This window comes from Qipengyuania aquimaris, assembly GCF_020171965.1.
Taxonomy (GTDB): Bacteria; Pseudomonadota; Alphaproteobacteria; order Sphingomonadales; family Sphingomonadaceae; genus Qipengyuania; species Qipengyuania aquimaris_A.
Genome location: NZ_JAIUZK010000001.1, coordinates 542,663 through 564,341 on the forward strand (window position 1 = coordinate 542,663; position 21,679 = coordinate 564,341).

Here is a 21,679-nt window from a genome sequence, read left to right on the forward strand (position 1 = left end):
CGCCGCCTGTGGGGTATTCGAGCCGGACCTGGCAGAGATAACAGGACGGCCATCTGGGAGAGCACAGAAATGGCATTTCGCAAGCATCTTGCCGGGACCAGCAGCGTTCCGGTTCTGGCACTGGCACTGGTCGGCGGCATGTATCCGTCGATCGCCGCTGCACAGGACACGCAGCCGGCAACCACCGTCCAGGAAGAAGAAGGCCAGCCGGTCGACGAAGCCGACGAAGAGAACGTCATCATCGTCAGCGGCTTTCGCGAAGCGCTTGCCACTGCGGTCGCCCAGAAGCGCAACAGCGACCTCATCCTCGAATCGGTGACTGCCGAAGACATCGGCAAGCTGCCCGACGATTCGATCGGTGAATCGATCGCCCGCCTGCCCGGTGTGACGTCGCAGCGCCTCAACGGCCGCGCCAACGTCATCGCCATTCGCGGCCTCGGCCCCGACTTCTCGCAAACGCTCCTCAACGGCCGCGAGCAGACGTCGACCGGTGACAACCGTGCCGTCGAATTCGACCAGTATCCCTCCGAAGTCGTGAACCAAGTTCTCGTCTACAAGAGCCCGTCGGCAAGCCTCGTCGGCCAGGGCCTCGTCGGGACGATCGACGTGCGCACCATCCGCCCGCTCGAAACGGGTGAGCAGATCTTCGCTATCGGTGCCAAGGGTTCCTATGCCGATCTGGGCGCTCTGAACGCCGGCTCCAAGGAATTCGGCTATCGCGCCAATGCGACCTACGTCGACCAGTTCGCCGACGACACGCTCGGTATCGCGCTGTCGGCCGCCTACACGGACGAGCCTTACCAGCTGCAGGAATTCAACGCCTGGGGTTATGCCGGGAACGGCGAACCGGGCAGCCCCTTCGTCATCGGCGGCAACAAGAGCTTCGTCACTTCCACCCAGCTGACCCGCATCGGCGTGAACGGCACGCTGCAATGGCAGGCTTCGCCGACGCTGATGGTCACGCTCGACGGATTCTATTCGAACTTCGACGATGACCAGTCGAAGCGCGGTATAGAACTGCCGCTCGGCTTCGGTGCGTTCGGCACCACTTTCGACCCGAGCACCGCGACAGTCGTCGACGGCCCCTTCGGCGGGTTCGCCGAACAGGGCACCTTCGAAAATGTCGAAGGCGTCGTCCGTAACGACGTCTTCCAGCGCAAGGCAGACCTTTATTCGGGCGGCATCAACCTCGATTACGAAGGTGACGATGGCTGGAGCGCTTTCTTCGACTTCGGCTATTCGCGCACCGACCGGAACGAGCTGAGCATCGAGAGCTATTCGGGCACCGGCTACAACGCGGGTGTCGGCGCCACCGACACGATCCAGTTCTTCTCGGACACCGAGGGTACCAGCTTCCAGCCGACGCTCGACTACAGCGATCCCAACCAGATCGTGCTGACCGACCCGCTTGGTTGGGGGGGCAGCCGCGTCCAGGCCGGTTACTACAACAACCGCATCATCGAAGACCAACTGTTCCAGTACCGCCTCGGCGTTGCGAAGGAACTTGAGGGCTTCATCTCCAAGGCGAACTTCGGCCTGTCCTACACCGATCGCAGCAAGAGCCTGACGCCGGACGAATTCTTCGTCATGCCGTCGGGCGGCGCGACCGAACTCGCAATCCCGAGCAGCGCGCTGCTGCGGCCGACCGACCTCGGCTATCTGGGCCTCGGCCCGATCGTCAGCTACGATGTACGCGACCTGATCGCGGACGGAACGCTGATACTCGAAGAGAACCCCAGCAACGATATTCCGGCCAAGGCATACGGCATCACCGAAAAGCTGATGACCGCCTACCTCCAGTTCGACGTCCAGCAGGACCTCGGCGCGGGCGAGCTGACCGGTAATTTCGGCGTCCAGGCCGTAAACACCGAGCAGAACTCGACTGGCGTCGCTTTCGTCGATCTCGACGGTGACGGCGGCCAGGAGCGCGTCGATCTGTCGCTCGGCGACAATTACTGGGACATCCTGCCCAGCGCCAACCTGTCGCTGCGTTTCGATAGCGGATGGGTATTCCGCCTGGCGGCCAGCCGCCAGATCCAGCGTCCGCAACTCGACGATCTTCGCGTCGCGATCGGCTACGGCCTCGTCGAAACCAACAACGGCCAGAGCCCGACGGGCCAGTACCCGTACATCGACGGCGGCGGCGGCAACCCGGTGCTGCGCCCGTATCGTGCGAACGCGGTCGACTTTAACATCGAAAAGTACTTCGCAGGCGGTGCCGGCGTGGTTGCGGCCCAGCTATTCTACAAGGATCTGGTCAGCTACATCGACGGCGACGTCCAGGTCTTCGATTACAGCGCCTTCCCGCTTCCGGCAGGCAACCCGCCCGCCACGACGATCGGCCTGCTGCGCTCTGAAGTGAATACCGGAGGCGGCAATTTCTACGGTGCTGAACTTTCTGCGACCGTCCCGTTCGATGCCTTCGTTTCGGGCCTTCAGGGCTTCGGTGCGACCGGCGGCGTCGGCTACACCAAGACCGAAGTCGAGAATGCCCAGGGCAATGTGGACCAGATCCCGGGCTATTCGAAGTGGGTGGCCAACGGCACGCTCTACTACGATCTCAACGGGTTTAGCGCTCGCGGTAGTGTGCGTTATCGCTCCGAATTCCTCGCGGACTTCACCGGCTTCGGTGGCAACATCACGCGCCGCCTGGCTCGTGCCGAAACCATCGTGGATGCCCAGATCGGTTACGAATTCCAGCCGGGTAGCGCGCTCGAAGGCCTGTCGATCTACGTCCAGGGCCAGAACCTTACGAACGAGCCCTTCGTGTCGCAATTCGATGTGCCGGAACCGCGGGCGGTGATCGACTACCAGGAATACGGTCGTCGCTTCCTCGCCGGGTTTACCTACAAGTTCTAAGGCTCCTCCGGTCGGGCGGCGGATATGCGCAAGCACTTCCACCGTCCGGCCTCCCAGCCTGCCGGGAAAGTTGTCCGCCCAAGGATGGCAATCCCGGCAGGCTCCCATAGGGTGAGCTCGTGACCGACCAGGAAACCTTCGATATCTGCATTGCCGGCGGCGGGACCGCTGGCTGGATGGCGGCCGCGCTGCTGGCGCGGTTCCTGCCCGCCACGCACCGGGTTACGCTAATAGAAAGCGCAGAAATCGGAACCGTCGGCGTGGGCGAAGCCACGATCCCGCAGATCCACCTGCTCAATAATGCCCTCGGCCTCGACGAAGCCGAATTCCTGCGTGAAACCAGGGCGACCTTCAAGCTGGGCATCGAGTTCGATGGCTGGCGGCGTGAGGGCGAGGCCTACATGCACGCTTTCGGACCTGTCGGCCGCGCGCACGGCTTGGTCCCGTTCCATCATTACTGGCTGCGCGCGAAACAGGCGGGTTGGGCAAAACCGCTGGCCAATTACTCGCTGAACGAGATGGCGGCGCGCGCGCTCAAGATGCGTCGTGGCCCGCGCACCGCGCATTCGCCCGCAATGCCCTATGCCTATCATTTCGACGCCGGTCTCTATGCCGCCTACTTGCGCAGATATTCCGAACAGCGCGGCGTTACGCGTGTCGAAGGCACCATCGCGCGTGTCGAACAGAATGGTGAAAGCGGAACCATCGCCGCGCTGGATCTGGGCGATGACCGCCGGATCGAGGCCGATTTCTTCATCGACTGCACCGGATTTCGCGGCCTGCTTATCGAGCAGGCAATGGAGACCGGTTTCGACGACTGGTCCCGCTTCCTGCCCTGCGACCGCGCGATGGCCGTCCCGTGCGAGAATGGCGGCGACTTCACGCCCTACACACGCTCCATCGCGCATAGGGCCGGGTGGCAATGGCGCATCCCGCTGCAGCATCGCATCGGCAACGGGCTGGTTTATTCCTCATCGCACCTCGACGATGACGAAGCGGTCCGCTTGCTCCTCGGCAATCTCGACGGCTCGCCGCAGGCCGATCCCAAGCCGATCCGCTTCACGACCGGGAAGCGCCGCAAGCACTGGCACGGCAACTGCCTCGCGCTAGGTCTGGCAGCAGGCTTCATGGAGCCGCTTGAGTCGACCAGCATCCATCTCGTGCAAAGCGCGGTCAGCCGGTTCCTTTCGGTCTTGCCGGGCAAGACGCCCGACCCCGCGATTGTCGACTGGTTCAACGATCAGGCGCAGTTCGAATGGACGCGCATCCGCGATTTTCTCGTCCTGCACTACTCGGCCAACGAGCGCGAGGGCGAGCCCTTCTGGGACGCAGTCCGACACATGAGTTTGCCGGACACGCTGGAGGCGAAGCTGGAAAACTGGCGCGCCACCGGTTTCATCCACCGCGAACACGAGGAACTGTTCACCGAGGTGGGCTGGTTCCAGGTTCTCGCCGGACAAGGCGTGGAGGCGCGCGACTACAACCGCCTCGCCGACGCGCTGAGCGAGGACGATTTGCGCAAGCTGCTCGACGGAACCGAAGCAGCGCTCGTCGAAGAAGCGCGGCAAATGCCCTCGCATGGCGATTTCCTAACCCGCTTCGCCAACCTCTCTCCCCAGCAGGAAGCTTCCGCATGATCCGCCTGACACTCCCGCTTCTCGCCCTCGGCCTCGCATCATGCGCCAGCGCCCAAACCTCGCTGGAAAGCACGCCTGTCGCAGCCGAACAGAGCTTCCGCGATCGCCTGCCGAGCGAGGAAATCGTCTATTTCGTCCTGCCGGATCGCTTCGAGAACGGCGACACTTCCAATGACCTCGGCGATTTTACCGGCGGCAAGCTGGAGACGGGCTTCGACCCGTCGCACAAGGGCTTCTTCCACGGCGGTGACCTGAAGGGTCTGACGCAGCGTCTCGACTATCTGGAAAACCTCGGCGTCACGGCAATCTGGTTCGCGCCCATCTTCCAGAACAAGCCCGTCCAGGGTCCGGAAGGGGACGAGAGCGCGGGCTATCACGGATATTGGGTCACCGACTTCACGCGTCCGGACGGACATTTCGGTACGCGCGAGGAGTTCAAGACCTTCGTCGATGCCGCCCATGCGCGCGGGATGAAGGTCTACATGGACATCATCACCAACCACACCGCAGACGTGATCCGCTACGCCGAGGGCGACGAGACCGGATATGCCTATCGCAGTCTCGGCGATTATCCCTATTCGACGCGCGGACCGGTCACCGGAGAAGCGATCAACCCCGGCTTCATGGGTCACGAGGACCGCAGAGACGCGAATTTCGCCAGGCTGCGCAATCCCGATTACGCCTATTCCCCCGTCGTCCCCGAGGCGGAGCGCGACGTGAAGGTCCCCGCCTGGCTCAACGATCCGATCTATTACCACAATCGCGGCGACACGACCTTTACCGGCGAAAGCAGCCGCTTCGGCGATTTTGTCGGGCTGGACGATCTCTTCACCGAACACCCCCGCGTGCTGGAAGGCATGGTAGATATCTATGCGGACTGGATCCGCAGCACCGGCATCGACGGCTTCCGCATCGATACCGCGCGCCACGTCAATCCGGAGTTCTGGCAGACCTTCGTGCCCGCCATGTTGGAGGCAGCACGCGAAAGCGGCATCCCGAACTTCCATATCTTCGGCGAGGTCTACCGCGACGACCACGACAACGGCTACATTGCGCAATACACGCGCCGCGACGGGTTTCCCGCCGTGCTCGACTTCGCCTTCCAGCAGGGCATTCGCGAGGTGGTGAGCCAGAACAAGGGCACTTACATCCTCAACGAACTGTTCGATGGCGATGTGCTGTATGAAGGTGGGGAAGAGGCCGCATTGGCCATGCCGACATTTCTCGGCAATCACGACATGGGCCGCTTCACCACCATGCTGCGGTGGGACAATCCGGATATCTCGAACGGAGAAATGCTCGCGCGGACGAAGCTCGCCCATGCGATGCTGCTGACGCTGCGCGGATCGCCCGTCATCTATTACGGTGCGGAACAGGGTTTCGTCGGCGATGGCAACGATCAGGCCGCGCGCGAGGACATGTTCCCCAGCCGGACGGACAGCTACAACGACAACGTCCTGATCGGGACCGATGCCACCACTGCGGACAGCAATTTCGACGAGAGCCACCCGCTCTTCCGCCTGATCGCCGAATTCTCGCAAATGCGCCGCGCGCACCCGGCATTGCTGCGCGGGAAGCAGGTGATCCGTCACTACGGCCAGGAACCCGGCATATTTGCAGTGAGCCGTTTCGATCCCGATGACGGGCAGGAATACCTTGCCGTGTTCAATACCAGCGGCGAGGCGCAGCAGGCAAATGTGACGCTGGGCTACGACGCCCGCTCGTTCGAGCAGCTAGCCGGGGCCTGCCCCGCTGGCGTCACAGCACCAGGCAGCGCGGCATTCTCGCTACCCGCATTCGGCTGGGCCGTGTGCCGCGTCGCGGAGACTGCCGAATGAGTGGTAAGCAGCCTTGGTGGAAGGGTGCGGTGATCTACCAGATCTATCCGCGCAGCTTCATGGATTCGAATGGCGATGGCATCGGCGATCTGCCGGGTATCACGCAGCGCTTGCCGCACATTGCCGAACTTGGCGCGGATGCGATCTGGATCTCGCCTTTCTTCAAATCGCCGATGAAGGATTTCGGCTACGACGTATCGGATTATTGCGATGTCGACCCGATCTTCGGCACGCTGGAAGACTTCGACGCAGTGATCGCAAGGTCCCATGAACTGGGGCTCAAGGTACTGATCGACCAGGTCTATTCGCACACTTCGGACGAGCATGACTGGTTCAGCGAAAGCCGCTCCAGCCGCGATAACCCCAGGGCCGACTGGTATGTCTGGGCCGATGCCAAGCCCGACGGCTCGCCGCCGTCGAACTGGCAATCGGTCTTTGGCGGTCCGGCGTGGACCTGGGACGCGCGGCGCGGACAGTATTACCTGCACAATTTCCTATCGAGCCAGCCGCAGCTCAACCTGCACAACCGCGAAGCGCAGCAGGCGGTTCTGGATGTCATGCGGTTCTGGCTCGAGCGAGGCGTGGACGGCTTCCGCATCGATGCACTCAACTTTGCGATGCACGACCCGCAATTGCGCGACAATCCGCCCGCCCCGCCGACGGACAAGCAGCGCACCCGGCCATTCGACTTCCAGCTCAAGACCTATAACCAGAGCCATGCGGACATCCCCGCCTTCATCGAGCGGATCCGCGCGCTGACCGACGAATTCGACGGGATCTTCACCGTCGCCGAAGTCGGCGGCGACGATGCCGTGCGCGAGATGAAAGCCTTTACCGAAGGTGAAACGCACCTCAACTCCGCTTACGGGTTCAACTTCCTCTATGCCGACGCGCTGACCCCGCAGCTGGTCTGTTCCGCCCTCGCCGAATGGCCGGAAGAGCCGGGCGTCGGCTGGCCGAGCTGGGCGTTCGAAAACCACGATGCGCCGCGTGCGCTTAGCCGGTGGTGCGAGCCGGAAAACAGAGATGTCTTCGCGCGCCTCAAGACGCTGCTGCTGATGAGCCTGCGCGGCAATGCGATCCTCTATTACGGCGAAGAACTGGGCCTGACACAGGTCGATATCCCCTTTGACCAGCTGCATGATCCGGAGGCCATCGCGAACTGGCCGCTGACGCTGAGCCGCGACGGTGCGCGCACCCCCATGCCATGGGACGATAGCGAATGCGCCGGCTTCGGCAGCACCGCGCCATGGCTCCCGGTTGGCGACGACAACCGTCCCCGCTCGGTCGCTGCGCAGCACGGCGATGCGAACTCCTCGCTCGAATTCACCAAGCAGGCGATTGCCCTGCGCAAGGCGAACCCGGCCCTGCACCACGGCCGCGTGGTGCAATGTAATCACGACGGCGACCTGCTGGAACTGGTGCGCGAAGCCGGCGGCCAGCGCCTGCGCTGCCGCTTCAATCTCGGCAACAAGCCGGTACTTTGCGAGGATTGCGAAGGCCGCACGCTGCTTGCGATCAACGGCGCGGAGCCGAACGCCCTCCCCCCCTTCGCCGCCATCATCCTGGAGACCGACACATGATCCGCCATATCGCCCTCTTCATCGGTGCCTCGCTCCTGCCGATCGCTGCGGCGCAGGCGGAAACGGTCACGTCGCCCGACGGGCGCATCGCAGTAACGCTCGACGCGGACGGCGAAGGCATTCCCTATTACGAAGTCACGCGCGACGGCGTGCCGGTCATCGCCAAGTCGAACCTCGGCTTCGCCTTCACCGACGCGGACCCGATGCGCCGCAATTTCGAAGTGGTCGCCTTTCGCGAGGAAAGCCACGCCAGCACCTGGGAGCAACCCTGGGGCGAGCGCCAGTGGGTGCAGGACATTCACAACGAACTGGCCCTCACCTTCCGCCAGCGCGATGAGGACGCGCGCGAGATTACCGTGCGCATGCGTGTGTTCGACGATGGCCTGGGCTTCCGCGTCGAATTTCCGGAGACGGAGCGCCAGCCCGTCTATCGCATCGCGGAGGAACTGACCGAGTTCAACATCGCCGCCGAGGGCACGGCATGGTCAATCCCCGCAGGCGACTGGAATCGCTATGAATATCTCTATTCGAAGACCCCGGTTAGCGCGCTTTCGACCGTGCATACGCCGGTGACGATGGTCCTCGACAACGGCCTGCACCTCTCTTTCCACGAGGCGGCGCTGGTCGACTATTCGGGCATGTGGCTGCGCCGCGTGGACGACACGCGTTTCCGCGCCCAGCTGGCGCCGTCGCCGCGCGGTCCCAAGGTAATCCGCGAAGGCGCCTTCACCACGCCGTGGCGCACGATCCAGATCGCGGGTGGCCCCAAGGGCCTGTTCGAGAGCAATATCATCCTCAACCTCAACGAGCCCAACAAGCTCGGCGATGTGAGCTGGTTCACGCCGCACAAATACATCGGCATCTGGTGGGAAATGCACCTCGATGACAGCAGCTGGGCAAGCGGTGAGAAGCACGGCGCGACCACGGAAAACGCCAAGCGGCACATCGATTTCGCCGCCGAACACGGCTTTCGCGGCGTCCTGATCGAAGGCTGGAACCTGGGCTGGGACGGCACCTGGTTCGGCAATGGCCGCGAATTCGACTTCACCACCGCCTATCCCGATTTCGATATCGTGGAGGTGGCGCGCTATGCCGAAGAAAAGGGCGTGCGCATCATCGGCCACCATGAAACGGGCGGCAACATCAAGGTCTACGAAGAACAGCTCGAAGACGCGATGGCCTTCTACGAAAGCCTGGGCATCGATGCGGTGAAGAGCGGCTATGTCGCCGATGCGGGCGGCATCATCGCGCCTGCAGGTGAAGGCGGCATGGGCGAGACCTTCGTGTGGCACGACGGGCAGGAGATGGTCCGCCATCACCTGAAGGTCGTGAAGGAGGCGGCCGAGCACAACGTCGCCATGAACCCGCATGAACCGGTCAAGGACACCGGCCTACGCCGCACCTATCCCAACTGGGTCAGCCGCGAGGGCGCACGCGGGGCGGAATACGATGCATGGGCGGTTCCGAAGAACGATCCGGGTCACGTGCCCGAACTCATCTTCACGCGGATGCTGTCTGGTCCGATGGACTATACGCCGGGCGTATTCTCGCTCGAAGGGCGCGGCGCGACCGCTCCCGACCTGCCGAGTACCCTTGCGCGCCAGCTGGCATTCTATGTCGCGATCTATTCGCCGATACAGATGGTCGCGGACCTGCCAGAAAACCTGGCGAAATATCCTCGCGCTCTCGACTTCGTGAAACGCGTTCCGGCCGACTGGGCAGAGAGCCTGCTTGTCGACGGCAAGGTTGGCCAATACGCCGTCATCGCCCGCCGCGATCGCGATACGCTGAACTGGTATGTCGGCGCGGTCACCGATGCAGAAGAGCGCGTCGCCTCGGTCCCGCTGTCTTTCCTCGATCCTCGCAAATCCTATGCCGCAACGATCTGGCGCGATGGCACGAATGCCGATGGACTTGGCGCGGATCGCCATGCGATGGATGTCGAGACCATGACCGTAACCGCCGACCAGACGCTCGATCTTCGCCTTGCGCCCGCAGGCGGCTTCGCGATCGAGTTCGTGCCGCAGGGGTGAGCACAGGCTCCGCTCCTCGCGTCGTAGTCCTCGGCGGCGGCAGCGCAGGGTGGATCACCGCCTGCCTGCTGCACCACGAGTGGGCCGCACGCGGTGGCAGCGTCACGGTCGTCGAAAGTCCCGCGATAGGGATCATCGGTGTCGGCGAAGGCTCCACGCCGCAACTGAAAGCGTTCTTCGACCACCTCGGCATTGAAGAAGCCGAGTGGATGGCGGCCTGCGATGCCACCTTCAAGCTTGGTATCCGCTTCACCGGCTGGAGCGAGCGCGAGGGTTGCGAGAGCTATTTCCACCCCTTCCCCGGCCCGGTCGACCTTCATACCGAGCCGGGCTTCGTCAAGAACTGCGGCCTGCGCCGCCGGGGCATAGAGGTGCCCGCGCATCCGGACGACTGGTTCCTGGCTACGCATCTCGCCAAGTCGGGTCGCGGCCCGGTGCCGCAAGCGAATTTCCCCTTCCCGCAAAGCTACGGCTACCATTTCGATGCCCACAAGCTTGGCGCTTTCCTGCGCGAATGGGCGGTCCCCCGCGGTGTCACACATCGTCCGCTTAAGGTCGAAGATGTGGAGCTTGATCAGAGCGGCGATATCGCAGCGCTGCTTTGCGAAGGAGGGGAGCGGATTGAGGGCGACCTGTTCGTCGATTGCTCCGGCTTTGCAGCACTGCTCGCACAGCAAAAACTCGATGCGCGGTTCCTCCCGTTCGCAGAAAACCTTTTCAACGATCGCGCGGTTGTGATGCCGACATCCCACGCCGGGCCGATCGTCCCGCAGACCGAGAGCAATGCGATGAGCGCAGGCTGGCGCTGGTCGATCCCGCTCACCTCGCGGGTGGGCAATGGATATGTCTATTCGTCGCGGTACATCAGCGATGACGACGCCGCCGCAGAGCTGGCTAGCGCGCTGGGGGTAGCCGCAGACGAAGCGCAGCCGCGTTTCCTCAAGATGAAGGTCGGACGGCTCGAGAACAGCTGGGTCCGCAATTGCCTCGCCACCGGGCTCTCGCAAGGATTCATCGAGCCGCTGGAGGCAACCGCTCTCCATATCGTCATCGCGACCGCGCTCGATTTTGCGAAGGCATACGAAAGCGGCGGATTTACCGACGCCCACCGCGCGACTTTCAACCAAAGGATCGCCGCGCGTTACGAAGGTATTCGCGACTATATCGTGGCGCACTATCGCATGAACCAGCGGACCGACACGGACTATTGGCGCGAGAATGCCACCAACCAGTCGCTATCGGACAATCTCAAGGCGATGATGACGGCCTGGTTCACGCACGGCTCGATCGAGGAGGCGAATGCCAAGGCCTACGGCCCCGCAGCACCCTACGCTCCGATGAGCTGGCATGCGCTGCTCGCAGGCTATGGCACATTCCCGCCGCCTGCCAAGATGCAGGAGCCACCACCCGGGCTGGACGTTGCGGATCGCGAGGCGACCGGCAAGATGCTGGCCGCCTGCGCGCTCAATTTTCCGGAGTACGCTCCGGTTTAGGCAAGCTCAGCGTTGCGGATCGGGCGTGTCGTCCGGCCCGGCCTGCACTTGGCCCTGGACCACTTCACCCGACTGGAAAATCGGACCTTCGGTGGGCAGCGTCGACACCGTCTCTCCGGTTGCGTCATCCTGCGTCGCGACGATCACGGGCTGGACACCGGCGGCAGGCGGCAGGTCCACCGGAGCCTGCGTTTCGCTGGCCACGGTAACGGGTGCCGTTGCGGGCATGGAATTCACCACGGTTTCCCCCGGTGCGATGTCGACATCCGGGCTAAGCGGGTTGGTGTAACCCTGCACGGTCGTGGTGACAGTGGGCGGACCATACTGCGAATCCCACGCAGCAAGGTTCACGCGATACTGTTCGTAGGCGCGGTAGAAATCGTTGAAGACGCTCTCGATCCTCGGGAGGGCGACGGCGGCGAAGCTATCGAGCGTTCCGACCTCTGCGGTCAGCGCATCGCGGCTCACAGCCAGCGCGGCTTCGCAGAAATTGCCCATGGCGGGCGGCAGGGCGAAATAGTTGTAGACCTGCGTCATGTAGGAATCCTGCACGTCGCGGTAGGTCGCACCGTACTTCTGGCGGAATTCCCCCTGCAAGGCACGGTTGGTCGCCGAAAGCTGGCGCGCATTACGTTTCAGGAAGGCTCCGTAGTTGTCGACCAACATGGTCGCTTGCGGTTCGGGGCAGTTGAGCGCCGCGACATTGAGGGCCGAGCGCAGGTTCCACACGGTCTGTGCCGGGGTCAGGTTTGCATTGACCGTCTGGCGCACGCCATCGGCAGCAACCAGCGGAATGGTCATGCCCGTTGTCGCACCCATCGGCGGAACCGGGCGCGGCGGGATCACGACCTGCGCAGGCGGCGGCGGGGGCGGCGGCGGTGGGGGAGGAGGAGGCGGTGTGGCGCAGGCCGAAAGAGCGAGCAAGCCGCCAGCGATGGCGGCGAAGCGAATGGTGATGTGCGAATTGCGGCTCACGGCGCGCGTACCCTCCTCAAGGAATTTTCTGTCTTCACCATGAACGCGTCTTGATTGACCCGCGATGAAGCGTTTCGCTCTCCTACCCCCTTGAGCGGGCAAAGAAAATGCCCGGGGCGCAAGTTACGCCCCGGGCACGATCAAACGACTCGCTGTTGCGGTCGGTGGTTGGGATTATTCCCGGCTGCCGAGGAACTGCAGCAGGAACATGAACAGGTTGATGAAGTCGAGATAGAGGCTGAGTGCGCCCATCACGATCGCCTTGCCCGCATATTCGGTGCCGCGGACATAGTGATATTCATTCTTCAGGCGCTGCGTGTCGTAGGCGGTGAAGCCCGCGAAGATCAGTACGCCGAGGATGTTGATCACGAGGCCCATCGCGCCCGACTGGAAGAAGAACGCGTTGAGCAGCATCGCAACGATGATGCCGATCAGGCCCATAAGCAGGAAGCTGCCCCAACCCGAAAGGTTCTTCTTGGTGGTGTAGCCGAACAGGCTCAGGCCTGCGAAGGCGGCGGCCGAAGCGAAGAAAGCCGAAGCGATCGATTCACCGGTGTAGGTGGCGAAAATCGTCGACATCGACATGCCGAACAGCACCGCGAAGCTCCAGAAGAAGACTTGCAGCGTGGTCTTGCTGAACCGCTGTACCCCGCCGAAGCTCAGCACCAGGATGAAGGCGAGCGGCGAAAGCGAGATGATCCAGCCAAGCATGGTCGGCTGAACCGCAGCACCGCGCGGCGTCTGAATGACCTGATAGGCCGCTTCGAACAGTCCGGTGTTGACGAACAGCAGGGCGACGATGCCGGTCAGCAGCACGCCCGAAGCCATCATGTTGTAGATCGACAGCATGTGCTGGCGCAGGCCAGCGTCGAAAGTGGTCTGGCGGGATACGGCATCACCCGCGCGCGGCACGGACGAGGTCGCCTGCCTCTGGTCGGTGTCGTTCCAATCGGCCATTTTCAAAAACTCCCAATTGCGGAGACAATTCACCCCGCTTCTGGGGGGAATATCGGCATTATTCCCGCCGATTTCAAGCGAAACCGGACGCGGTTTGACTAATGGAAATCAACCATTTGCACGCCGAACGGCCACCAGCGCCCCTCAGGCTTCGCCAGCCGCATCCACCATTGCCGCTTTCAAGGCATCCGCTGGGCTCTTGTCTCCCCACAGCACGAACTGGAAGGCCGGGTAGAACCGGTCGCATTCCTCGACCGCGATTTCGACCAGCGATTGCGCCTGGCCGAGGCTCAGTAGCCCCTCGTCCCCTAGCATTGTGCCATTGCGATAGAGAAGCACGCCGCCGTTCGACCAGATATCGAAATGGCCGAGCCACATCTGCTCGTTGACCATGGTGACGAGTTCCTGCGCAACCGCCCGTTTTTCTTCGGAAATCCGGATTTCCGGAAGGCATAGCAATTGCAGGACCATATCCTCGGGACGCCAGATCCCGCGTAGCTGGTAGGTTGTCCAGCTGCCCTGCACTTCGCCGCTCATTTCGTCGCCGGTAGACCCGCACGGCCAGCCGCGCGCCTCGAACAGGGCGGTCAGCATTTCGAGCGGAGCTGCGTCGTCTTCCGCCTCGAAACGGCTTTCGGAGGTTCTCATCGTGGCGATCCCGTGGCTCTCATGCGAGCCTTGTGCAGGTCGCCCCGCCCGCTTGGCAATCGAAGGTCCCAAGCGGGTTGGGGAGAACGCAATCGGCTTGTGCAAAGCTTGTGCACAAGCCCAACTTACGGATGGGCGGACAGCCTAATCGAGCTCGGCGATTTCCTGTCCTTCGTCGCTCGAAAACGGGAAGCTGTCGATTTCGAGAGCACGCAAACGGTTTACCACCTCGCGCGCGGCATCGCGCGATTCGTAAGGCCCGGAAAGCAAGCGGTTGGCTTTCCCCCAGGGTGTGACGAAAGGCCCTTTGCCGTCCAGCAACCCGTCGGCATTGCGGGCGATGCGGCGCCAGTCGAAGCGTAATGCAGAGGTATCGCGACCGGTCGCGACCTGGACCCAGTGGCGCGCCGGGTGCGCGGGCGGCGGCGGCGCAGGCGGCTCGGCCACTTCGCGAGGCGCCTGAATGCGCGTGATATCGACCGCACCCTGCCGCGGCGCAGCGCTCGCTTCTGCGAGGTCGAAGCCGGCGAAGGCGTCGGCAACGCTTTCTTCTTCCTCGCGCTGGGGGAGCAGGGCTTCGGGCGGGGTCGTGGGCGAGACAGTTGCCACGGTGATTACCTGCGTTGGCGACACCGCTTGTGGCTGGGCAGCCGGCGGCGCTGCCGGAGCCGCGGCCTGGAAAGGTTGCTCCACCCTTGCCGGGCGATCCGCACTGCGGGCGGGCCGGAAGATCGAACGGTCCGAGCTGGTACTCGGCGGCTGCGCACGTTCGCGCGGCGGTGCCGTCCGCTGGCGCGTGGACTCATCAGCCCTGCGCGGTACGCTCGGCTGGCCCATTGCAGGACCGGTCGGAGCGAGTGCCACGTCGGCGGAACGCACCGAGGGGCTGTCATAGCGCGCGATGGCCGGATCATCGCGCCCGATCGCCGCCGTGCGCGGAAACACGCCGAGAGTACCGGCAGCTGCCTGTTGGGCAGCCGTAAGCTGCGGCATGTATCTGAGGTAGGGTTCGACCCTGCTCGCCATGCCGCGCGGCATCATGTCGCGGGCGATCTGGATCGCTGCGTCCGTTTCTCCCAGAACAGCGAGGCCAAAGGCTCGCGTGCGGAAAGCGGCATTGTCGCCTTGCTGCAGGAGCGGGAGCAAGGTCGCCTCGAAACCCGCCTTGTCACCCGAAATTGCCTGGTTCAACGCGAGGTTGCGGCGCACGTCGGCATCTTCGCCTTGTTGAAGGGCAAGCCTGTAAAGCGCCTGCGCACTGGCGGAATCGCCTACCAGGTCAAAGGCAAGCGCACGGGTTTTCGCCATGCGCTGCGGCTGCACGCCAGCCCGCTCTGCTTGCGCGAACAATTGCAGGGCTTCGACCGGACGGCGCGAATAGGTGTAGGCTTGCGCAAGCCCGAGGGTCACGCGGCTATTGTTGGGCGAAATATCCTGCGCCCTGCCGAAGAAGCCGATCGCGGCCGGAATATCGCCCAGCTTGAGAGCCGCTTCCCCGGCATCGAGCAAGGCGCCGACATCGCCGGAATCGCGGGCCAGTCGCTGCAGGGCCGAATTCAACTCGCTCGTGCCTTCGGGCGGAAGCGGCTGGATGACTTCCTGCGCAGCCAGCTGGCCCGGCACGCCGAGCGCAAGAGCGCTGGCAGCCAGGCGCAGGGCGCTATGTATCACGGAACTGGTCATGATCTCCCCTTGCAACGCCTGACGCGCCGCGAGAGTTTCAGGAGATTACTGGTTGTTCTGGCGACCGAGGAAGCGCGGGATGTTGAGCGAGCCGCTGCTGCTGTCGTCGCCATCATCGTCTTCATCGTCACTGTCGACTTCGCTTTCGGAAGAACCGGAACCGCGCGACAGGTTGGCCATGCGCTCGAACAGCGTGCTGCCCTGCGATGCGCCGCCTTCATTGCCGCCGCCGAGCACCGGCTGCTTCTTTGCAGGTTTGCTCTGCAGCGGGCTGTCGCCGTCGGCGAACTGGTCCGCGCCGAGCTGGAGTTCGTCCTGGCCCGCACCGTCGTCGATCGGATCGGACAGGTCGAGCGGTGAGCCCGATGCGCCCTCGCCTTCGTCGGTCCAGCCATCGCCCGAACCAAACGAGCCGTCTTCGGCCGGGGCGGGTGCCTCGCCACCGAAGGAATCGAACTTTTCCGTCTCTTCGTTGCGCAAGCCTGCGAGCGGGTCGACGATGCCGTCGACATCGTCTTCTTCCTCGCCCTCGTCACCGAAATCGTCGGCACTTGCGGCGGAGAGGCCGGTCGAGCTCACCCCGTTTTCGTGAGTGTCTTCCTGCGGCTCGTCGTCGAGGCCGGCGGAGAGACCTTCGCTCAGCTCGAACGGCTCGTCGTCTTCTTCGACACTGTCGCTCGGCAGGTCGAGGACCGGGCGCTGCGGTGCGCGCGCATCGGACATCGAGAAGCTCTGCGACTGCGGAGCGGCACCGATGCCGGACTGTTCGATGCCGGTGGCGACCACGGATACGCGGATCTTGCCTTCGAGATCGGGGTTGAACGCACTACCCCAGATGATGTTCGCATCTTCGTCGACCAGTTCGCGGATGTGATTGGCCGCCTCGTCGACTTCGAGCAGCTTCATGTCTTCGCCGCCGATGATCGAGATGATGACACCTTTCGCACCGGTCATGCTGACGCCGTCGAGCAGCGGGTTGGCGATAGCCAGTTCCGCAGCTTCGAGCGCGCGGTTGTCGCCTTCGCCTTCGCCGGTACCCATCATGGCCTTGCCCATTTCGCTCATCACCGAACGCACGTCGGCGAAGTCGAGGTTGATGAGGCCGGGCATGACCATGAGGTCGGTAATCGAGCGGACGCCCTGCTGCAGCACCTCGTCGGCGAGCATGAAGGCTTCCTTGAAAGTGGTTTCCGCCTTGGCGACCAGGAACAGGTTCTGGTTCGGGATGACGATCAGCGTGTCGACGTGCTTCTGCAGCTCTTCGATACCTGCTTCGGCGGCGCGCATGCGGCGCGAACCTTCGAACAGGAACGGCTTGGTCACGACACCCACGGTGAGGACACCCTTGCGGCGCGCAGCCTCTGCGATGACGGGCGCTGCACCGGTGCCGGTGCCGCCGCCCATGCCAGCCGCGATGAAGAGCATGTTGCAGCCTTCAAGCGCGTCTTCGAGGTCCTCGACGGTTTCTTCGGCCGCAGCCTTGCCCACTTCGGGACGGGCGCCTGCGCCAAGGCCGCCGGTAATGTCGGGGCCGAGCTGGATGCGCTTTTCCGACGCGGAAGTGGAAAGCGCCTGCGCATCGGTATTCGCCACGAGGAAGTCGACGCCCTCGATCTGGGCTTCGATCATGTTCGCGATTGCGTTGCCGCCTGCACCGCCAACGCCGATGACCATGATCTTGGGGCGGAGATCGTCGCTGGATGCGGGACCGATATTGATGCTCATTGAGCTTTCCTCGAAGTAAAAAGTCGCCTGAAAACGGTTATGTCACACCTAAGCGCAAAAGCGAATCGCTGTGACCTTGGTAAATAGCCTTATCCACAAGGGCTGAAGCAGGGGTTACGCTACGTATCACCCCCTAAAAATACTCTCTCACTGCCTGCATGACCCGATTGACCAGTCCCAGCCCCGAATAGCGGCGGGTCGGTTGGTAACCCGGGCCAATGGACCGGATGTCGACCGGATCTTCCGCCGCGTAGAGGCACAGGCCCGCAAGCGTGGCGAAACCCGGGGTTGCGTGCGCTTCGGGCAAACCACGCAAGGACGGCGGTTTTCCGATGCGGACGGGCATGCCAAGCGCACCCTGCATGAATTCCGCGATGCCGTGCAATTCCGCCCCGCCGCCGCTCAGAACGACCTGCCCCCCGCTTGCGCCCGAAAAGCCCATGCCCTTCAGGCTCTTGCCGACTTCGCTGGTCAGCGCACCGAGGCGGTCGGTGACGATCGAGACGAGCTCGGCACGCGGGATGCGGTTGTGTTCGTCCGCCCCGCGCGCAGGCTGGCCGCTCGGCTCTTCATCCGGCGAATTGACCGGGATCATTTCGCGGTGGTCGCTGGGCGTGGCAATGGCCGAACCGGAGACGCACTTCAGGCGCTCCGCCTGGCTGCGGCGAATGCCGAGCGAGGAGGCGATGGCATCGGTAATGTCGTTGGAGCCGACGGGAATGGACCTCAGCCCCAAGAGCATGCCGCCCGCATGGACGGAGACATTCGTGACCTGCGCGCCGATCTCGACCAGCGCGACACCGAGGTCGCGCTCTTCGGCACTGAGGCAGGCATAGGCGGCAGCAAGCGGGCTGGCGACCACGCCCTCGACGTCCAGGTGCGCGCTCTGAACGGCTTCGATAAGGTTCCGTACCGGCGCGCCTTCGGCAAGCGTCACGTGGACATCGACGCCGAGGGATTCCGCGTGCAGCCCCGAAGGGTTCGCGATGCCATGCGCCCCGTCGAGCGAATAATGCGCTGGCTGTGCATGGAGGACCATGCGTCCGTCGGGCTGGATATGGTCGCGCGCGGCGAACAGCAGGTGTTCGATATCGTCTTCGTCGATCCGCCGTCCGCCGATGGCAATCTCGACGCTCGCGACCTTGCTCGACAGGCCTGCACCGGCACAACCGATCCAGACGCTGGACACAGACGTGTTCGCGTTCGCTTCCGCCTTCTCGACAGCATTGCGGATCGCATGCGTGGCAGCGCGCATATCGGTGACATAACCGCGCTTGATGCCTTCGCTCTTGCGGTGCGAGGATCCGAGCACGACCATTTCGCCGTCTTCCGCCTGGCCCATGATCATGGCCGAAACGCGGAAGGAGCCGATGTTGACTGCGCCGAAGACGCGATTGACGCGCGGGAGGGGGGCTGCGGACGCCATTACTGTGCGCTCATCCCTTTGGGACACGGGCCGTCCTGGCAGCGCAAATAAGCCCGGTCGGGCACCCGCATATCGATCGCCACGGCCTTGCCCCCGATCAGGCGGTTTCGCCCGTCCATCTCAGCAAATTTGACCAGTGCGGCAGGCCCTTGGTCGCCTTCCGGCAGGGCCAGCAACTGGCCGGTCTTGAAAGTCAGGTTCCAGCGGCGGTTGCCCACCCATTCGGCGGCCACGATCTGCGGTTTCAAGGCAGGCGCCGCATCCAGCAGCTTGCCGAGTTCGGCGACCTGTTTCTGCGCGCCGGGACCGGAAATAAGCAGCTGCCCCTTGGCATCTTCCGACGATACCGGCTCGAGCTCATGGCCCTCAGGGTCGACCAGGACGAGCCGGTCGGGCTTTACCAGAACGGCGTGAGGCGCGCGTTCCACTATATCGATCCGCAAGGTATCGGGCAGCTGGCGCGAAACCCGCGCATCCTTGACCCAGGACAGCTCCAGCAGGCGTTCGCGCACCTCTTCCACATCGACCAGCGGCATGGGCCGGTCGGTTTCGCCAAGCACACGCTGGTAGACCAGCTGCTCGCTCATCCGTTCGACGCCCGTAACGCGCACCGTGCGCACTTCGTAACCTGCACGGCTGGCCGATTTCGCCAGTTCTGTGCGGGCAAGTTCCGGCACGCCCGCATAGCTCGCGACCGTCCAGGCAATGCCCAGCCCCGCCGCCACGATCAGGCACAGGAAGAACTTGTGCCACTGCTCTTCTGTGAAAGGCAGTGCTGCCATCGCCCGGTCGAGGAAGCCGGACGTGTGCCGCTTGGCCGCGCGCGCCTTCTGGCTGCGATTGCGGGCGGCGGCAGAGCGCCGCACACCCGTCGGCTTGCGCTTGACCTTAGCCATCGCCGCCCCCTTTGCGCGCGGCGAAATCGCGCAGCGCAGCGGCAATGATCGTTTCTACCAGCTCGCCATATTCCATCCCCGCATAACGGCCCTGCTCGGGAACGAGGCTGAGCGGGGTCATGCCGGGCTGCGTGTTGGTTTCCAGTACGAAGAGGCCGTCCTCGCCCCGCGTATCGTCCCAGCGGAAGTCGGTACGGCTGGTGCCCTTGCAGCCAAGCAGCCTATGCGCCTTCAGGGCAATTTCGAGGCATAGCTTCTCGATCTGCTCCGGGATTTCGGCCGGGCAGATGTGGTCGGTCATGCCGTCGGTATACTTGGCATCGAAATCGTAGAAACCGCTCTTGGGTTTGAGTTCGGTCACGGCCAGTGCGCGCGGCCCTTCCTCGAAATCCACCACGGCGGAGGTCAGCTCCAACCCGCGAATGAACGGTTCTGCCAAGAGTTCGTCGAAATCCTGCCACGGTCCCTTCGCATCTCGCGCGATCGGATTGCCGTAATTGCCGTCATCGGTGACGATGGCCACCCCGACCGAGCTGCCTTCGTTGACGGGCTTGAGCACATAGGGGCGCGGCATCGGATCGCGTTCAAACAGGTCGGCACTCTTTACGATGCGCCCGCCGGGCATGGGAATACCGTGGGGGACAAGCGCCTGCTTGGTCAGCTGCTTGTCGATGGCGACGACCGATGTGGCGAGACCCGAATGCGTATAAGGCACGCCCATCAGGTCGAGCATGCCCTGCACCGTCCCGTCTTCGCCGGGAACGCCGTGGAGCGCATTGAAAACGACATCGGGAGCAGCCTCGGCTATCCGTGCGGCGACCTGCCGGTCCATGTCGATGCGCGTGACTTTGTGGCCGCGCTCTTCCAGCGCTTTCGCAACACCTTCACCCGACATCAGGCTGACGGGGCGTTCATTGGCCCAGCCGCCCATGAGGACGGCGACATGCAATTTGCGGTCGAGAATGCTCATTGCCTCAGGGCCTTCCTACCCGCTGGATTTCCCATTCGAGTTCGACGCCCGAATGCTCGTAGACGCGGCGCCGGACTTCCTCGCCCAGCCCTTCGATATCGGCGCTGGTGGCATCGCCGGTGTTGATCAGGAAATTGGTGTGTTTCTCGCTCACCTGCGCGCCGCCCATGGTGAGGCCGCGACACCCGGCCGCATCGACCAGTTCCCATGCCTTCTTGCCCGGCGGGTTCTTGAAGGTCGATCCGCCGGTCTTGGTGCGTAGCGGCTGCGAATTCTCGCGCGCTTCGGCGATCCGGTCCATCTCCGCGCCAATGTCTTCGGGATCGCCCGGGTGGCCCTGGAAGCGGGCCGAGACGACCACAGCGCCTTCCGGCAGGGCCGAGTGGCGATAGGTATATTCGAGATCGGTCGCGGGCAGCGTGACGAGTTCGCCGCCCGGCAGGATGACGTCGCAATCGATCAGCACGTCGGACACCTCGCGCCCGTAGGCACCGCCGTTCATGCGCACGAACCCGCCGACAGTGCCTGGAATGCCGCGCATGAATTCGAGCCCTGCGACGCCCTCGTCGCGCGCCGCGCTGGCGACGAGGATGCCATGCGCACCGCCGCCGCAGCTTACGACCTGATCCTCGATCGAGACTTTCGCGAAGGGCTTGCCGAGCTTGATGACCACGCCCGGTACGCCGCCGTCGCGGATGATCATGTTGGAGCCGAGCCCCAGCGCCATGACGGGCAGATCGCCGTCCAGGCGTTCGAGGAACAAGCGCAGGTCGTCGAGGTCTTCCGGTTCGAACAGCCAGTCCGCGCAGCCGCCCGTCTTGAACCAGACCAGTTTCGCCAGCGGGGCCTGTGCGGTCAGCTTGCCGCGCAGCCCTTGGGTCGAGACTGGCGCTGCAACGCTGCCCTCGACTTCGCAGTCCGGGGCCATACCGCTATCCCAATTGGGCACGTCATCG

15 protein-coding genes are annotated in these 21,679 nt (G+C 63.7%); 6 read left to right on the plus strand and 9 right to left on the minus strand.

Going from position 1 to position 21,679, the window contains the following annotated elements; all coding sequences use genetic code 11:
• Positions 1-69: 69 nt before the first annotated feature.
• The 6 genes from LCM24_RS02690 to LCM24_RS02715 all read left to right on the plus strand — a co-directional run bounded on the left by LCM24_RS02690 (position 70) and on the right by LCM24_RS02715 (position 11,443).
• Positions 70-2,859, plus strand: coding sequence for a TonB-dependent receptor (locus LCM24_RS02690; RefSeq protein WP_224802640.1), 2,790 nt, complete (start codon positions 70-72; stop codon positions 2,857-2,859).
• Between the two features lie 119 nt (positions 2,860-2,978).
• A complete protein-coding gene (locus tag LCM24_RS02695; protein WP_224802641.1) occupies positions 2,979-4,496 on the plus strand; it encodes a tryptophan halogenase family protein in 1,518 nt (505 codons plus the stop codon).
• The gene (locus LCM24_RS02700; RefSeq protein ID WP_224802642.1) at positions 4,493-6,334 is read left to right on the plus strand and encodes an alpha-amylase family glycosyl hydrolase; all 1,842 of its coding nucleotides are present in this window, start codon (positions 4,493-4,495) and stop codon (positions 6,332-6,334) included. The genes LCM24_RS02695 and LCM24_RS02700 overlap by 4 nt, the downstream gene beginning before the upstream one ends.
• Positions 6,331-7,917, plus strand: a complete 1,587-nt coding sequence (locus LCM24_RS02705) for an alpha-amylase family glycosyl hydrolase (RefSeq protein ID WP_224802643.1) — start codon at positions 6,331-6,333, stop codon at positions 7,915-7,917. Before LCM24_RS02700 ends, LCM24_RS02705 begins: the two co-directional genes overlap by 4 nt.
• Positions 7,914-9,950 (plus strand): glycoside hydrolase family 97 protein, encoded by a 2,037-nt coding sequence (locus tag LCM24_RS02710; RefSeq protein WP_224802644.1) that lies wholly within the window; start codon positions 7,914-7,916, stop codon positions 9,948-9,950. Before LCM24_RS02705 ends, LCM24_RS02710 begins: the two co-directional genes overlap by 4 nt.
• Positions 9,947-11,443 carry a tryptophan halogenase family protein gene (locus LCM24_RS02715; RefSeq protein WP_224802645.1) on the plus strand — a complete coding sequence of 499 codons (1,497 nt, stop codon included), beginning with the start codon at positions 9,947-9,949 and terminating at the stop codon, positions 11,441-11,443. Before LCM24_RS02710 ends, LCM24_RS02715 begins: the two co-directional genes overlap by 4 nt.
• Positions 11,444-11,449: 6 nt before the next feature.
• On the opposite strand, the gene LCM24_RS02720 is transcribed toward LCM24_RS02715, so the two are convergent.
• The 9 genes from LCM24_RS02720 to murB form a co-directional block, all read right to left on the minus strand.
• Complete coding sequence (locus LCM24_RS02720) at positions 11,450-12,418, minus strand: hypothetical protein (RefSeq protein ID WP_224802646.1); 969 nt, start codon at positions 12,416-12,418, stop codon at positions 11,450-11,452.
• Between the two features lie 174 nt (positions 12,419-12,592).
• Positions 12,593-13,375 (minus strand): Bax inhibitor-1/YccA family protein, encoded by a 783-nt coding sequence (locus tag LCM24_RS02725; protein ID WP_224802647.1) that lies wholly within the window; start codon positions 13,373-13,375, stop codon positions 12,593-12,595.
• A 144-nt stretch (positions 13,376-13,519) separates the two neighbouring features.
• Positions 13,520-14,023: a YbjN domain-containing protein gene (locus tag LCM24_RS02730; protein WP_224802648.1), complete on the minus strand. Its 504-nt coding sequence runs from the start codon at positions 14,021-14,023 to the stop codon at positions 13,520-13,522.
• A 144-nt stretch (positions 14,024-14,167) separates the two neighbouring features.
• On the minus strand, positions 14,168-15,706 hold the full coding sequence (locus tag LCM24_RS02735; protein WP_224802649.1) for an SPOR domain-containing protein: 1,539 nt from the start codon (positions 15,704-15,706) through the stop codon (positions 14,168-14,170).
• Positions 15,707-15,751: 45 nt separating this feature from the next.
• A complete protein-coding gene (gene ftsZ / locus LCM24_RS02740) occupies positions 15,752-17,431 on the minus strand; it encodes a cell division protein FtsZ (protein WP_224802650.1) in 1,680 nt (559 codons plus the stop codon).
• A gap of 133 nt (positions 17,432-17,564) precedes the next feature.
• A complete protein-coding gene (gene ftsA, locus LCM24_RS02745; protein WP_224802651.1) occupies positions 17,565-18,857 on the minus strand; it encodes a cell division protein FtsA in 1,293 nt (430 codons plus the stop codon).
• A complete protein-coding gene (locus LCM24_RS02750) occupies positions 18,857-19,753 on the minus strand; it encodes a cell division protein FtsQ/DivIB (RefSeq protein ID WP_224802652.1) in 897 nt (298 codons plus the stop codon). The genes ftsA and LCM24_RS02750 overlap by 1 nt, the downstream gene beginning before the upstream one ends.
• Complete coding sequence (locus LCM24_RS02755; RefSeq protein WP_224802653.1) at positions 19,746-20,723, minus strand: D-alanine--D-alanine ligase; 978 nt, start codon at positions 20,721-20,723, stop codon at positions 19,746-19,748. The genes LCM24_RS02750 and LCM24_RS02755 overlap by 8 nt, the downstream gene beginning before the upstream one ends.
• 4 nt (positions 20,724-20,727) lie before the next feature.
• Positions 20,728-21,651, minus strand: coding sequence for a UDP-N-acetylmuramate dehydrogenase (gene murB / locus LCM24_RS02760; RefSeq protein WP_224803449.1), 924 nt, complete (start codon positions 21,649-21,651; stop codon positions 20,728-20,730).
• Positions 21,652-21,679: the final 28 nt, after the last annotated feature.

What these genes read in the sequence shown, in the direction of transcription:
- LCM24_RS02690 (WP_224802640.1), top strand. Translation starts at nt 70, where the DNA reads ATGGCATTTCGCAAGCATCTTGCCGGGACCAGCAGCGTTCCGGTTCTG.
- LCM24_RS02700 (WP_224802642.1), top strand. Translation starts at nt 4,493, where the DNA reads ATGATCCGCCTGACACTCCCGCTTCTCGCCCTCGGCCTCGCATCATGC.
- LCM24_RS02705 (WP_224802643.1), top strand. Translation starts at nt 6,331, where the DNA reads ATGAGTGGTAAGCAGCCTTGGTGGAAGGGTGCGGTGATCTACCAGATC.
- LCM24_RS02710 (WP_224802644.1), top strand. Translation starts at nt 7,914, where the DNA reads ATGATCCGCCATATCGCCCTCTTCATCGGTGCCTCGCTCCTGCCGATC.
- LCM24_RS02725 (WP_224802647.1), bottom strand. Translation starts at nt 13,375, where the DNA reads ATGGCCGATTGGAACGACACCGACCAGAGGCAGGCGACCTCGTCCGTG.
- LCM24_RS02730 (WP_224802648.1), bottom strand. Translation starts at nt 14,023, where the DNA reads ATGAGAACCTCCGAAAGCCGTTTCGAGGCGGAAGACGACGCAGCTCCG.
- LCM24_RS02735 (WP_224802649.1), bottom strand. Translation starts at nt 15,706, where the DNA reads ATGACCAGTTCCGTGATACATAGCGCCCTGCGCCTGGCTGCCAGCGCT.
- ftsZ (WP_224802650.1), bottom strand. Translation starts at nt 17,431, where the DNA reads ATGAGCATCAATATCGGTCCCGCATCCAGCGACGATCTCCGCCCCAAG.
- ftsA (WP_224802651.1), bottom strand. Translation starts at nt 18,857, where the DNA reads ATGGCGTCCGCAGCCCCCCTCCCGCGCGTCAATCGCGTCTTCGGCGCA.
- LCM24_RS02750 (WP_224802652.1), bottom strand. Translation starts at nt 19,753, where the DNA reads ATGGCTAAGGTCAAGCGCAAGCCGACGGGTGTGCGGCGCTCTGCCGCC.
- LCM24_RS02755 (WP_224802653.1), bottom strand. Translation starts at nt 20,723, where the DNA reads ATGAGCATTCTCGACCGCAAATTGCATGTCGCCGTCCTCATGGGCGGC.
- murB (WP_224803449.1), bottom strand. Translation starts at nt 21,651, where the DNA reads ATGGCCCCGGACTGCGAAGTCGAGGGCAGCGTTGCAGCGCCAGTCTCG.